The 13,661-nt window shown below is 62.4% G+C and carries 12 protein-coding genes and 1 pseudogene; 7 read left to right on the top strand and 6 right to left on the bottom strand.

The features are described 5' to 3' along the window. Positions 1-98: 98 nt before the first annotated feature. From L1080_RS31065 to L1080_RS31055, 3 genes are read right to left on the bottom strand one after another with little or no spacing between them, the layout of a single operon-like run. The gene (locus tag L1080_RS31065) at positions 99-1,910 is read right to left on the bottom strand and encodes an acyl-CoA dehydrogenase (protein ID WP_250769650.1); all 1,812 of its coding nucleotides are present in this window, start codon (positions 1,908-1,910) and stop codon (positions 99-101) included. Beyond that, a complete protein-coding gene (locus L1080_RS31060) occupies positions 1,907-2,917 on the bottom strand; it encodes an NADP-dependent oxidoreductase (RefSeq protein WP_250769653.1) in 1,011 nt (336 codons plus the stop codon). Before L1080_RS31060 ends, L1080_RS31065 begins: the two co-directional genes overlap by 4 nt. 2 nt (positions 2,918-2,919) lie before the next feature. Continuing rightward, a complete protein-coding gene (locus tag L1080_RS31055) occupies positions 2,920-3,750 on the bottom strand; it encodes a crotonase/enoyl-CoA hydratase family protein (RefSeq protein ID WP_250769657.1) in 831 nt (276 codons plus the stop codon). A 230-nt stretch (positions 3,751-3,980) separates the two neighbouring features. On the opposite strand from L1080_RS31055, the gene L1080_RS31050 reads away from it, so the two are divergent. Next, a complete protein-coding gene (locus L1080_RS31050) occupies positions 3,981-4,742 on the top strand; it encodes an SDR family NAD(P)-dependent oxidoreductase (protein WP_250769660.1) in 762 nt (253 codons plus the stop codon). 103 nt (positions 4,743-4,845) lie between these two features. On the opposite strand, the gene L1080_RS31045 is transcribed toward L1080_RS31050, so the two are convergent. Continuing rightward, positions 4,846-4,968 carry a hypothetical protein gene (locus L1080_RS31045; protein WP_284707753.1) on the bottom strand — a complete coding sequence of 41 codons (123 nt, stop codon included), beginning with the start codon at positions 4,966-4,968 and terminating at the stop codon, positions 4,846-4,848. 229 nt (positions 4,969-5,197) lie between these two features. Between L1080_RS31045 and L1080_RS31040 the strand changes: the two genes are divergently transcribed. After that, the gene (locus tag L1080_RS31040) at positions 5,198-5,656 is read left to right on the top strand and encodes a winged helix-turn-helix transcriptional regulator (RefSeq protein WP_250769663.1); all 459 of its coding nucleotides are present in this window, start codon (positions 5,198-5,200) and stop codon (positions 5,654-5,656) included. Positions 5,657-5,702: 46 nt separating this feature from the next. Here the strand turns inward: L1080_RS31040 and L1080_RS31035 are convergent, their stop codons facing one another. Continuing rightward, positions 5,703-7,163, bottom strand: coding sequence for an AMP-binding protein (locus tag L1080_RS31035; protein ID WP_284707754.1), 1,461 nt, complete (start codon positions 7,161-7,163; stop codon positions 5,703-5,705). 389 nt (positions 7,164-7,552) lie between these two features. Then, positions 7,553-8,503, bottom strand: coding sequence for a recombinase family protein (locus L1080_RS31030; RefSeq protein WP_250769669.1), 951 nt, complete (start codon positions 8,501-8,503; stop codon positions 7,553-7,555). Between the two features lie 656 nt (positions 8,504-9,159). Between L1080_RS31030 and L1080_RS31025 the strand changes: the two genes are divergently transcribed. The 5 genes and pseudogenes from L1080_RS31025 to L1080_RS31005 form a co-directional block, all read left to right on the top strand. Then, positions 9,160-10,296: an NAD(P)H-dependent amine dehydrogenase family protein gene (locus tag L1080_RS31025; RefSeq protein WP_250769680.1), complete on the top strand. Its 1,137-nt coding sequence runs from the start codon at positions 9,160-9,162 to the stop codon at positions 10,294-10,296. A gap of 318 nt (positions 10,297-10,614) precedes the next feature. Beyond that, entirely contained in the window at positions 10,615-12,048 is a 1,434-nt protein-coding gene (locus L1080_RS31020) for an amidohydrolase family protein (RefSeq protein WP_250769682.1), read from the top strand. Between the two features lie 483 nt (positions 12,049-12,531). Continuing rightward, complete coding sequence (locus tag L1080_RS31015; RefSeq protein WP_459032080.1) at positions 12,532-12,789, top strand: aldehyde dehydrogenase family protein; 258 nt, start codon at positions 12,532-12,534, stop codon at positions 12,787-12,789. Positions 12,790-12,826: 37 nt separating this feature from the next. Beyond that, positions 12,827-13,108 (top strand): aldehyde dehydrogenase family protein, encoded by a 282-nt coding sequence (locus tag L1080_RS31010; protein ID WP_374433517.1) that lies wholly within the window; start codon positions 12,827-12,829, stop codon positions 13,106-13,108. A gap of 28 nt (positions 13,109-13,136) precedes the next feature. Further along, positions 13,137-13,626, top strand: a pseudogene (locus tag L1080_RS31005) (aldehyde dehydrogenase family protein); the annotation flags it as partial. Between the last annotated feature and the right edge of the window lie 35 nt (positions 13,627-13,661).

The raw sequence follows: 13,661 nt of genomic DNA, 5'->3' as shown, positions 1-13,661 counted from the left end.
TCACTTTCTGACTCGTGGGTATGAGCAGCGCCACCGGTCGGGTCAGGTAGGGGCGGCTCGGGTGCAGTTGGTTGCGGAGGAGGTGCCGGTACACCGGGTCAGAACCAGTTCTCGCTCAGGTCGAGCGTGGTCCGGTCCAAACTCATCAGCAGATCGAATTGGTGGTCGGTCTTGGGTAGTTCGTAGGTGAAGAAGTATCGGGCGGCGTGTCGTTTGCCCTCATAGAAGTCCCCGGTCTTGCCCTCGGCGGTCAGCGCCTGCTCGAGCCAGATCCAGGCGATGACGCAATGCCCGACCGCTTCGAGGTAGGTGCTCGCGTTCGCGAGCGCGAGTTCCGGATCCCGCGTCCGCCACACGTGTTCGGTGACGTTGGCGACGCGCTGTCCGACTTCTTGCAGGCGCTCACCCCACTCGCGCAGTGGCGTGGAGGCGTCGGTGGCGCGTTTGCTGGTGGCCTCGAAAGTCTCGAGGAGAACACGCAGTGCGGCGCCGTCTGCCATGAGGACCTTGCGGCCCAACAGGTCGAGCCCGTGGATGGCGTGCGTGCCCTCGTGGATGGCGTTGAGACGGTTGTCCCGGTAGAGCTGTTCGACGTGGTAGTCGCGGGTGTATCCGTAACCACCATGGATCTGGATCGCCAAAAAGTTCGCTTCCAGCGCCCACTGGGACGGCCAGCTCTTCGCGATCGGGGTCAACAGTTCCAGGAGCAGTTCGGCGCGCTTGCGGGCAGCGGGATCGTCGGCGGTGTCGACGTCATCGACGAGGTGGGCGCAGTACAGGCCGAGGGCCAGGGCGCCTTCGACATAGCTTTTCTGCGCCAGCAACGTTCGTCGCACATCCGGATGCGCGATGATCGGCACCTGCCCTTCGTGGGGTCGACCGAGCGGGTGACCCTGGATGCGGGTGCGCGCGTAGTCGAGCGACTGCAGGTACGCGGTGTAGCCCAGCGCGGTAGCGGCGAGTCCGACACCGACTCGCGCCTCGTTCATCATGTGGAACATCTGAGTCAGGCCCTGATTCTCTTGCCCGACACGGTATCCGACCGCTCCGGCACGACCGGCGGGACGGTAGGTGCCGTCGCCGAGATTCAGCAGGGCATTGGTGGTACCGCGGTTGCCCATCTTGTGATTGAGACCGGCAAGAGCGACATCGTTGCGTTCACCGATCGTGCCGTCGCCCTCGACCAAATACTTGGGGACGATGAACAGGGAAATGCCCTTCACCCCGGCCGGTCCGCCAGGGGTTCTCGCCAGCACGAGGTGGACGATGTTCTCGCTGATCTCGTGGTCCCCACCGGTGATCCACATCTTGCTGCCGGTGAGCCGGTAGGTACCGTCGTCCTGCGCGATCGCCCGGGTGGTGAGATCGGCCAGCGAGGATCCGGCGCCCGGCTCGGACAGACACATCGTGCCGAAGAACCGGCCCGCGAGCATCGGCCGAACCCAGCGGTCGATCTGCTCCTCGGTACCGTACGCCTCGAGCAGGTGAGCATTGGCGATGGTGAGGGCGGCGTAGGCGGAGGTGCTGATGTTCGCTGCCTGCAGCCACGCGAACGCGGCCTTCGATACCACGTAGGGCAGCTGCATTCCGTCGAGACGCGCGTCGAATTCTCCGGCAAGCAGGCCGGTCTCCCTCAGGGCAGTGAGGGCTTCCTTGATCGCCGGGACGGTAACGACGGCGCCGCTGGGGCCGATCGACGGCTCCTGGGTGTCGCCGAGTTTGTTGTGCGGGGCGAAGCGCTTGGTTGCCAGCTCTGCGGTGAGGTCGAGCACCGCGTCGAACGTCTCTTGCGAGTGCTCGCGGTAGCGCTCGCGCGTGCACAACGACTCCACGTCGAGCCACTCGTAGAGCAGAAAGTCGAGATCACGGGGATCGAGCAGAGGAGGGTCCGACTTCAGGTTGTGCTTCACAGGGCACTTCCCAGATCGAGGATCAACTTTCCGGTGTTCTTACCGGCGAACAACTGGGTCAACGTCTCCGGGAACGCGAGAATCGAATCGTGGACGATGTCCTCGACATTGATCATGCGTCCGTCGGCGAGCCACTGGGCCAGGGCCTCGCTGGCTTCTCCGAATCGATCCTCGTAGTCGTTGATGACAAAGCCCTCCATCCGTGCCCGGGCGATCAGCAAGGCCAGATAGTTTCGTGGCCCATGGGCACCGGTCTGGGAGTTGTACTGGGACACCGCGCCACAGATCACCACCCTCGCCCCGTGCGCGAGCCGGAGCAGCCCATCGTCGAGGATGTCGCCACCGACGTTGTCGAAGAACACGTCCGCGCCATAGGGTGCGTGGGTGCGCAACGCCTGGCGAATGTTCTCGGACTTGTAATCGATGGCGGCATCGAACCCGAGCTCGTCGACGAGGTAGCGGCACTTGTCTGTGCCACCCGCAATGCCGATGACCCTGCCGCCGTGCAGCCTCGCGATCTGGCCGACTGTGCTGCCCACCGCCCCGGCGGCGCCGGTGACCACGACCGTCTGCCCGGCTTGGAACTGTCCGACGTCGAGCAGACCGAAATACGCGGTCAGTCCGGTCAGACCCAGGACACCGAGATAGGCGCTGGCCGGAACCTGCAGTTGGCGGTCGATGCGGCGCACGCCATGACCGTTGCTGAGCGCATACTCCTGCACACCGAACTCTCCCGTGACCAGCTCACCGACCGGAAAATCGGGATGGCGGGAGACGACAACCGCACCTGTGCCGTAGGCGCGCATGACCGCCCCGACCTCCACCGGCGGGACATAGGACCGGCCGGCATTCATCCAGCCGCGCATCGCGGGGTCCAGCGAGAGGTGTTGGATCTGCACGACGAATTCTCCGTCGCTCGGATTCGGCACCAATTCGGTGACCAGATCCCAATCGGTTTCCTTCGCGGCGCCAACCGGACGGTGGGCAAGACGAAATTGCCTGTTCATACTCACTTCCCGGTGAACCGAGCCTCTCGACGTTCGATGAAGGAGGTCATGCCCTCATGTCCGTCCTCGGTGTGCAGCAGCGCCGACATGTCCGGCTCGAGGCGATCGAAGGCAGCCTGTTCTCCTTCGATGCGTGCCCGGTGTGCCGACTCGAGGGTGGTCTTGACCCCGAGCGGTCCGGCCTTCTCGCTGATGTACTCGGCGATCTCGATGGCACGCTCGAGCTGTTTGCCGGGCTCGACGACCTCCTGCACCAGGCCGATCCGCAGCGCCTCGGCCGCATCGTAGGGCTCACCGGTGAGCAGCCAGCGCATCGCATTTCCCCACCCGGCGTCGCGCGGCAAACGGATCGTGGCCCCACCGAAGGCGTAGATGCCGCGGTTGATTTCCATCTGCGAAAACTTCGCATCCGACGCCGCGATCCGGATGTCGGCGGCGAGCAGCAGTTCGATCGCCAAGGTCATTACCCAGCCGTGTACCGCCATGACCAGCGGAGTGGTCCAAGTGTCGCCCTTGCGCCACGGGTCGCGCAACCCGGGCTTGGTGTAGTCGAGCACGCCTTCCTCGACGCGGGGGCCAACCTCTTCGAGATCGAGTCCGCCCGTGAAGTGCTTTCCGTGGCCGAACAGCACACCACACCGAATCTCCGGATCGTTCTCGAGCAGGTAGTACGCGCGACCGAGCTGTTCGATCAGCTCGAGGTTGAACGCGTTGTACTTCTCCGGTCGGTTCAGCCCGATCAACAGCACGTGGCCGCGTCGCTCGACCGTGACCGCCGGCTCACCCCCGCCGGTCGCCTGCCCGATTATCTTCGCGTCCGCTGTTTCCGTCATAACGAAACTTCCCTTCATGATCCATGCCGCTATCTGACGGCGAGGCTCAGATTAGTAGCAAGTTGCGACTAAAAACAACCCCTATATACGCTGGCGTCGCCACTGTGGTGGGTGGGAAGTCTACTTAAATGCCGCTATTAGCTGAGCTTTTAGGAGCTTTTGCATGCGTGATGTGATGCGCTACTGTGTCCTTTAGTTTCAATTCACTACTGTATGTGATGAGGTTTTCAATGGGTGTGCTCGACATGTTTCGGCTCGATGGCAAGGTGGCCGTCGTCACCGGCGCCTCCTCCGGTCTCGGCGTCGCGTTCGCGCGTGGTCTCGCCGAAGCCGGTGCCGACCTGGTGCTGGCGGCGCGCCGCGTCGACCAGCTCGAGAAGACCAAGCGCATGGTCGAAGAAATCGGTCGGCGCGCTGTCGTTGTCCGCGCTGATGTCTCGCGCCCGGACGATGCGACCGGCATCGTGGAGGTCGGACTTGCCGAGTTCGGAAAGGTCGACATCCTGATCAACAATGCCGGTGTTGCCTCGGCCGTACCGGCAACTCGCGAGACGCCGGATCAGTTCCGGAATGTTATGGATGTCAACGTAAACGGTAGCTACTGGGTGGCTCAGGCGTGTGGCCGTGTGATGCAGCCTGGCAGCGTCATCGTCAACGTCGCCAGCGTTCTCGGCTTGACCACCGCCGGCCTGCCGCAGGCGGCCTACACCTCGAGCAAGGCGGCCGTTATCGGGTTGACGCGCGATCTTGCTCAACAGTGGACCGGACGTAAGGGCATCCGGGTCACGGCCGTGGCCCCGGGCTTCTTCGAGTCCGAGATGACTCAGTCGTACCCACCCGGTTATGTCGAGCAGACACTCAAGCGTGTTCCGTCCGGGCGGTTCGGACACCCGGAAGAACTCGCCGCGACGATAGTCTTTCTCGCCAGCGAAGCCGGCGGATACATCACCGGCTCGACGTTGCCCGTTGACGGCGGAATCACTATCACCTGACGTCTCCTGGCCAGCTAGCAAGCCCTCGCCGCGACGACGCGGACACACGCACCGCCGCCCGCGGGTACGCGCCCCCGGCGCCCGGCGAGGGCCACCGCGCTGACTATGCGAGCGCCTCGCCGGCTTCCGATGGCGACGATGACTTGAATTCGATGCGCAGGGTGCAATCGTCCAGGCGCTCGCTCAGGGCGAGTTGATTGGCGCCGAGAGCGGGTGGCTCGATCATGCGACTTACTGAGGGAGTGTGGACTACCCGAGTCGTTCGACAAGTTGACACCGCGCCGAGCTGACGGGCCGGCACCGAACCGTGAAAGTCCACGGCTACGCCGCCGCACAGGTGACCTGCAGGTTTAGCGTCATCTCGCTTCAATGAATGACGCGACCACACATCAGTGTGATACAGCGAACTGCTCATATAGTAGCGAATTGCAACTACTCGCCCTAGAGTGGTGGACGTGAAGCATGACGAGCTGCTGGACGAGAACTGCGCGATCGCGCGTTCCTCAGCCGTGCTCGGTGAACGTTGGATGTGGCCGATCCTCCGTCAGTCGTTCAACGGTGCACGACGATTCGACGAATTTCAACGCGGTATCGGCGTCGCGCGAAACATCCTCACCGACCGGCTGAACTTACTGATCGAGCACGGCATCCTCGAGCGTCGCCCCGACCCCGACGGGGGCGCGCGCCAACAGTATCGTCTGACCGCCAAAGGGCATGCCCTCTTTCCCGTGTATGTGGCCCTGATGGCGTGGGGCAACGAGTGGACCGGGCTTGCAGCCCCGCCGGTCGATCTCCTGCACAAGCCGTGTGGTCACCGAATGACCCCGCGTGTCGTCTGCTCGGAGTGTGGTGAGGAGATCAACGACCATGACACCGAACCGGTGGTGGGCAAGGGCTTATTCACCTACCGCTGAGCCCGTGCCTCCGAATCCACCGGTCCGGCATCCGTACCGCTGACCCCTACTCGTCGGTCAGTAGGGCCGGCAACTGAGTCCGCGCGATCTTCCCGGTCGGCGTGCGGGGAAGATCGGTGGTCAACACGAACCGCCGCGGTGACTTGTACGAGGCCAAATTTGCACGCGCATAGTCGCGAAGCTGCTCCTCAGACAACGGGGCGCCGGTGCCCACTACGAATGCGGTGATCTCTTCGCCCACCCGCTCGTCCGGCACGCCCACCACTGCCGCCTCGGCCACAGCTGGGTGCTCCCGTAGAACGGCTTCGACCTCGCCGGGGTAGACGTTAAATCCGCCCCGAATGATGACCTGCTTCAACCGATCCACGATGTACAAATAGCCGTCCGCGTCTACGCGTCCGATGTCGCCGGTTGCCAGCCAGCCATCGGTGATCGCAGCATCGGTTGCCGTGGGATTGTTCCAGTATCCCTTCATCACATTCGGTCCCCGCACGATGATCTCGCCGAGCTCGTCGGAGGCGACCTCGGCGCCCATTGCATCGACCACCTTGACCTCGACCCTCGGCAGTGGGCGACCCACCGAGCCGGGTCGAAGCGAGTCGGCCCGGCCATATGCGACTGCGGGAGATGCTTCGGTCAGGCCGTAACCTTCGATGACCGGGGTGCCAAGGGTGTTTTCCGCCCATCTACGCACGGCGGGCGGGAGGCCGGCGCCGGCAGTCGACAGTCGCTTCATTGGTGTGGCGAACTTCAGTCCGTCGGAGCTGGTCATCAACATCTGCAGATGTGTCGGTACTGCCGTCAGCATCGTGACTCGGCCGCAATCGATCAGTTCGGCAACCTGGCGGGCCTCGAACTTCTCGATTGGCCACCAGGACGCCCCCGCCTTGAGGGTCACGTTCAACACGGTGATCCCCATCGTGTGAAACAGGGGCAACACACCCGCGACGACATCGGTCTGCGTGGGCCCGACTATTGCCGTGTCGGCCAGCTCGGTGGCGTTAAAAAGGAGATTGGCATGTGTCAGCGCCGCGCCCTTGGGGACCCCTGTGGTGCCCGAGGTGTACAGAAGAACCGCGGTGTCATCGATAGAGACCGACGTTTTCGGAGCACTATCCCGAGACCGACGCAACTGGTCGATGTCCACCAGCGTGACGGGCTTGTCCTGGACCCATCGCTCGGCCTCACTGCGGCCAACAAGAATCTTCGCCCCGGAATCGTCCAAATAGTGTGCCGCCTCCCGTGCGGTAAGCGCTGGATTCATCGGAACCGCGATGGCGCCGATCCCCAGCGTGGCGTAGAAGGCGACCGCGAAGTCAGGCGCGTAGGTCAGACTCACCGCCACGCGATCACCCCCGCCGACCCCAAGATCAAGGAGGCCTGCGCGGGCCACACCGATCTGCTCGGCCAGTTCACGGTACGTCATCGATAGGTTCGGTCCGACGAACGCGGGTCTCGTTGAGCCCAAGTCGGCGCTGACGTCCACAAGGTTCGCGAGGTTATACATGCCACTCCTTCGACTGTGGCGGCGGTAGGGACGCCGCATGCAGATCGCATCTTACGAAGTTTTAGTAGCGATTTGCAACGATAGGAAGACGGATTCAGAAATACCTATGGCGCCCCCTTTGGCGGTTCACGAACTTCTGAAAGAGCTTGGAGCAATGCATGCGGCAACCTTTGACCCTTGTCGTGCAACTTGCATCCGGCCGATCGATGAACTTTGATTAGTTGCAAATTGATCGGCGCTAGTGCGGCACGGCCGTCGGCGGTGGCCGACGTGCCACGCACTGCCAACGACTGCACGACCGCGCGCCGCTGAGGCTTTGTCGAGCGACCATGAACTATCCATGATTTTGGTCAGTGTGCAGCGATCTAGACCAGCGTGGTTGCCCCCGGTCAGTCCCCGGCATATGTGTGGCCCGGACATAAGAGATCCGGTGTGACAATCCATTCCGCTGCCGTGAGCCATCGTCGCACCGGCTCAGTGAGGTTGCCGCGCTTCGCTTGCTCGGCGAGCGCGCCGGCGAGGATGGGTCCGTCGCCGCAGACGCTGCAGGCGATGGCGAAGGCCGGTTGCCCGGGCTCACAATGCCGACAGTGGTGCCGGCTGATGACCCTCCCCCGGCGATTTGAGTCGGCGTGGAGCCACGTCACCGCGAGGTCGGCACGTTGGTGCGCTGCCTCGGCGCGAGTGGTCGGCTCATATCCGCAGGAAGGGCACGTCCGAGACGTGCGGACGGACGGATTGGCGACCACGGCGCTCTCCGGCACGACCGGTGCGCTATCGACCCGGCGTGTGTTCAGATGCCCATAGACGGTGGTGCGCGGCATCTTCAGCATGCCCGCGATCTGGGCGACGGTGTGCTCGCCCGCGTCGTAGAGGCGTTGAGCGAGTTCGATCTGGTCCGGGCTGAGCTTCGAGGGCCGGCCACCCTTGCGGCCGCGGGCACGGGCGGCTGCCAACCCGTCTCGGGTGTTGGCCGCGATCAGCTCGTGCTGGAGCTCGGCCAGGACCGGCAGCATGCCGAACATGGCGTGGCCCTCGGGGGTGGCGGTGTCGATGCCCTGTTCGAGCACCTTCAGGCCGATGCCGCGCTCACGCAGTTCGGCGCCGAGGGTGATCAGGTGTAGCACCGACCGTCCGAGCCGGTCGAGTCGGGTGATCACCAGGGCGTCGCCCTCGTGTAGCCGCGCCAGCGCCAGATCGAGCTGTGGCCGTGACGCTTTCGCTCCGCCCGCATGATCGAGGTGAATGTTCTGAGCGGCCACCCCGGCGCGGACCAGCGCATCGATCTGGTGGTCGGGGTTCTGGTCTGCGCTGGAGACGCGCGCGTAACCGATCAGCATGTGTCGACAATATCCGGGTGTATGGTTTTTCGACAGGACATGTGCAGGTGGTAGGCGATCCGCCGTGGAGATTTCGGCGTTCGGCAGCGAGAACACAGGTCGGTCTGTGAGGGTCATCCCAATGTCCCCGGCGCGAGTCGGAGTTCACTCCCGGTCGCGCGACTGCACTGTCTCCTCTTGGCACCGGCGCCGATAACACAATCGTAACCCGCAGCCATTGAACTATGAACTATTAACGTATATGTTTGACGGGTGTGACGAGCCCCACGTTGCTAGGCCAGGGGTCCGTTGACCCGTATCTCCACTTCCTAAGGAAGACGTCAGTGACCTCACTACCGACCTCGCCGTCCGGTGACAGCCAGTCGAGCGAAAGCAACTCCTTGAACGACAATGCTCAGGTTGCTGCGCTCAGGTTGGAGACCGAAAGAGCTTGTCGGCAAACTTGTCCCCGGACTCACCTAGTTCCCGCCGGTCGGAAGATGTGCGCTGTTCACCTACGCGCTGGCAACTGCTGGTTCGCGGATGATCTGGAGTCCGCTGATCGCCGACGTGGGGCAGTTTCTGATCGCGCTGGTCGCCAGTGAGGCCGTTGCGCATTTTCCCGGTCACATAGCCGGTTCACTTGACATAAGCCCGTAATCGGAAGGTAGAAATCGATGATTGGTCAGGCTTCTTTGGAATCCACCGCACCCATTCTGGCCCAAACCCGGACTCGGGTCGTCATGTACGGCTTGGGTTCGATGGGATCGCTCGTTGCGCGGATGCTCGACGAACGCGGGGCAGAACTGGTTGGAGCAGTTGCTCGTAGTCCCCAAAAGATCGGCCGAGACATCGGCGATGTCGCATGCCTTGGAAAGCAGCTCGGCGTCACAGTCGCACAGGACATCGAATTAGTACTCGCGGATACGCGACCGGATCTCGTGGTCATGACAATTGCCTCGTACATGGAAGACATGTTCGAGCCGGCGATGGCATGTCTTGTTGCTGGAGCGAATGTGATCACGCTCTCTGAGGAGCTGATGTTCTCGCGACGGACGTCGCCTGATGAAACCGAACTATTGGACAAGGCAGCACGTGAAGCCGGCGTGACGATCACCGGCACTGGCCACCAGGACGGGTACTGGGTCAATCTGGTGTCGGTACTCATGGGAACCGCGCACCGGATCCAGCGCGTCGTCGGTAAAGCAAGTTGGAACGTAGACGATTTCGGAGCTGAGCTCGCCCGAGACCAACAGGTTGGGTCCAGCATGGCAGAGTTCGAGCAGTGGTTGGCCGGTGCCTCCCGTCCACCAACATTCGGGCGCAATGCCCTTGAGCAACTTGCGGTTGTCGCTGGACTAAATCCGCGCGACGCCAGCTGCGAAACGAAACCTGTGATCGCAGATGCCGACACCGAGTGCAGGGCTTTGAATACTGTAGTTCGCAAGGGCTCGGTTCTTGGCTTCACCGATATTGACACCCTGACCACCGACGAGGGTGTCGTGCTCACGATCGAGATGACTGGGATGGTTTATGGCCCTGATAATGCGGATTATAACGACTGGACGATTTTCGGTGAACCCGAGCTGAACCTGCGCAACGAGAAAGTGCCGACGAGTTGGACTACATGCGCCACGCTCGTCAATCGTATTCCCGATGTACTTTCCGCGCCTCCGGGTTACGTGACTCTAGAGGCACTTCCACAACTGCGGTATCGACATCCCGGCGAGTTTCGACCGATACAACATCGGTTCCATCCGCCGAAGCTTTCCGCGGTCGAACAAATGGATTGCGATAGCGACTCTCAGATCTGAGGTACAACGTGGGTGCGGACGCAGTGCGGCCGACGAGGACATCGTGACGTTGGGGGACAGTCTTCACCGGGTGCCTGCCGTGCAAGCGTGTTTGGAGCTGATCCATCGATTCGCGATCGCCCGAGCACAGCGAACGGAGTCGAGGCGGACGATGGCTGGATGCCTGTTATGTACCAACGTTGTTGAACCGGTCGAGTTGGGTGCCTGACTTCAGTCACCGGGGAGGATTTACAGAACCGCATATCGAAGCAGTCGGTAGGAAACGCATCGGCACCGGGGCAGATTGAGGTGTTCACACCGGCGTCGCCACATTGAGTTGTGCGCCAGGATCTCTGTCGCACAGATGAGAGAGGAAGTCACAGTATGTCCAACTTTGCACTGTCAGGAGTCACGCTGATCGATGGACGTGGAGGTACTCCGGCCGAGAACACGACCGTTGTCGTCGAGGACGGCTCGATTACCCGCATCGTCCCATCGTCGCAGTACGACACCAGCGCGGGACCGCAAGTCATTGATGCCGCCGGCAAATGGTTGCTCCCTGGCTACATTAACGGAAACATCCACCTCCTCGACGGCATCATGATGATGGGCATAGGCGGTGTGGAGTACCTTTCCCGATATGAGGGGTCGTTCGTGAAGGTCATCGAGGAGGGGGCTCAACTGACCCTCCGCAACGGTGTGACGACTGTGTTCGACACCTGGGACGCTCGTAATCCGGTGCTCGAAGCCCGGGATCGGATCAACGCAGGTGCAACGATCGGTTCCCGGATCTTCGCGGCCGGGAACATCGTAGGCATGGGTGGGCCCTTCAGTCCTGATTTCAATTTCGCTGCACGGCAGTCAATCTCGCCGACATTCGCAAATCGAATTGACGAGCTCTTCGCCGCCGGTGTCGGCGCCGACCTGACACTGCTGCAAGAACGCGAGTTCCGCGCACGGTTCCGGGACTACGTTCAATCCGGTGTCGACATGGTCAAGGTCGCCATCAGCGACCACCTCACCGCGCACCTCAACCCCGTGGCGTTGAGAACCTACCACACCTTCCCCGAGAAGTGGGTCCGGATGATGGCGGAGGACACCCGTGCTGCCGGTCTGCCCTTCCTTTCGCACACCCTAGCTGTCCCCGCCCTTGAGTTGGCGACCGATGTCGATGTCGACGTCATGATCCATCCAACCTGGACATACAACCAGGTGATACCGGACGAATTGGTGCGGCGAATCGCGGAAAAGAGGATCGGTGTGGGAATCCAGCCCCTCACCGATGACTACTCCGGCCGGCTTCTTGCTCACGGCAACTTCTTTGGAGCGATGAACAGTCCCGAACATCAGAAGAACGAGCGAAACTTCATCGACGCAGGAGCCAACGTAATGGTTGCTACCGACGCCGGCTGTACATCTCACGACGTGATGCAGGATCTGGGTGAAGAGCTGCACGAGGACAGGCCTTGGACGCTGGGGGTCGACCACTTCACTTGGGTCAAAGCCTTGCGTACAAGGGGGCTGAGCGCCATGGGAGCCATTCAGGCTCTCACCCACAACGTCGCCGACGCCTACAACAAGCTCGACACGATCGGTACAGTCGAGGTCGGTAAGGTCGCCGACCTCGTGCTTCTGAATGCGGATCCACTTGTCGACAGCGAGAATCTAAGCGATATCGCGGCGATCTACAAAGAAGGTCTCGCTGTCGACCGGTCCGCGCTGCCGAATCCGCGTGTCGTGACCGCACCGACGGGAGCACCTGTTCCGAACTGACCAATGCGATTGGGCTGCTCGGTGGTAGGCGATGGACCACCACTGTCGGCGGAGTAGGCGATCACCCTGTCGCCGAGTGCGGCGTCTGAAGTGCCCTGGTTCGGTTTCGGATAGTATCCAAGGTCTTCTCGGACGCTGGGCGTGTTCATGTCGTGGTGCGGTGGAGGCGACGACTTGCGCTTGCGGGTGATACAGCGGAGCCGGTCACACAGCTTCGTGTGCCCGGCTCACTCCAGGTCGACCGACGTGCTGATTACCTGGGCGGATGTCACGCCCGTGCCGAGGCCCATGTTGGGCGGGTTCGCATGAACGATTGACGACGGCGCCGGACTCTCTTTCCGGGTCGTCGACGGAGCTGTCTGTGTCCTCCGGGTGCCGCTGCGCACTCACAATCCATCGGGCTTCCGTGTTTGATCGCCTCAACGACGCCGTCGAGACCGTAGGCGGTCGCGTGCAGCTTATCTTCGACTCGACTACCTCCTCGTGGCATTCGGTACGCAATCTGCGGTGTCTGGCTCGGCTCGTGAAGGAACATCGAGAGGAGGTCGCTGGGGCTCGAGGGACTTGGGCAAACCCGTGACTGACGCGATCGACGTGGATATGCGCGTGGTCGTCCAGGCTTTTGGTTTCTATGTTGAGGCAATCGATAAGCGCTATGACGAAGTCGCTCCGAGCGACCACCGCACGCTGGCAACGACTACCCGGGACCCACTCGGTGTGGTCGGTGCCGTCGTGCCGTGAAACTTCCCACTGAACCGCATGGAAGCTCAATTCGGCACTGGCGGTTGAAGACAGTTCGTCGTCAAACGCGTCGAGCAGTCATCTGACTGCACTCCAGTTCACCGGGCTCGCCAGCGAGGCCGGTCTTCCCAATGGAGTGCTGAACATCGTGGCCGGATTCGGCGGCAGCCGGTGCCGCACTCGGTCTTCATGGGGATATCGACGCCGTGTCCTTCACACGGGCTCGGGACCGGCGGGACGGCACTTCCTGCGTTATTCCGCCGACAGCAACAGCAATCGGGTCTCACTTGAGCTCGGGGCGAGAGTCCCCAGATCGTGATGAGCGATGCGCTCGATGTTGAGCAGATGTGGATGCGATCGCATCCGGGCTTTTCTTCAACCAGGGACAGATCTGCTCCGGCCGCTCACGCCTGATAGTGCACCGCTCCCGCCGAGACGAACTTGGAAGCGGTGGTGCGCCGAGCGAAAGCCCTCACGCACGCCGATCCGCTCGATTCTGCAACGACATTGGGGGCGATGGTTGAGGAGAATGACCTGCAGCGGGTACTCGGATACGTTGACGCCGCGGTCGCCCAGGGCGCGGTTGCGGTCGCTGGCGGCTCGCGCGCATTGGTCGAGACCGGCGGCGACCACATGGGACCCCCCGTTCTCGACGGGGGTGTCCCCGGACGCGGTGCGGCGCAGCCGGAGATCTTCGGTCCTGTCCTGGTGTTCCTTCCGTTCGACACCGTGGAAGAGGCCGTCACCATTACCAATGGAATTCCGTTCGGGTCCGCGGCGTCGGTGTGGACCGAGGACCCGTCCACTGCGCATTTGACTGCAAAGGGCATTCGGACGGGCACGGTGGGGTCAACTGCTATGAGGCCTCAGAT

The organism is Rhodococcus sp. MSC1_016 (assembly GCF_023667485.2).
GTDB lineage: Bacteria > Actinomycetota > Actinomycetes > Mycobacteriales > Mycobacteriaceae > Rhodococcus_F > Rhodococcus_F oxybenzonivorans.
Note: the sequence above shows the minus strand (reverse complement) of the source record. Positions and strands in the feature narration are given on the sequence as shown.

Bases quoted from the DNA above. Each gene is read 5' to 3' on its own strand.
- L1080_RS31060 (WP_250769653.1), bottom strand. From the start codon at position 2,917: ATGAACAGGCAATTTCGTCTTGCCCACCGTCCGGTTGGCGCCGCGAAG.
- L1080_RS31030 (WP_250769669.1), bottom strand. From the start codon at position 8,503: ATGCTGATCGGTTACGCGCGCGTCTCCAGCGCAGACCAGAACCCCGAC.
- L1080_RS31045 (WP_284707753.1), bottom strand. From the start codon at position 4,968: ATGATCGAGCCACCCGCTCTCGGCGCCAATCAACTCGCCCTGAGCGAG.
- L1080_RS31035 (WP_284707754.1), bottom strand. From the start codon at position 7,163: ATGTATAACCTCGCGAACCTTGTGGACGTCAGCGCCGACTTGGGCTCA.
- L1080_RS31055 (WP_250769657.1), bottom strand. From the start codon at position 3,750: ATGACGGAAACAGCGGACGCGAAGATAATCGGGCAGGCGACCGGCGGG.
- L1080_RS31025 (WP_250769680.1), top strand. From the start codon at position 9,160: ATGATTGGTCAGGCTTCTTTGGAATCCACCGCACCCATTCTGGCCCAA.
- L1080_RS31050 (WP_250769660.1), top strand. From the start codon at position 3,981: ATGGGTGTGCTCGACATGTTTCGGCTCGATGGCAAGGTGGCCGTCGTC.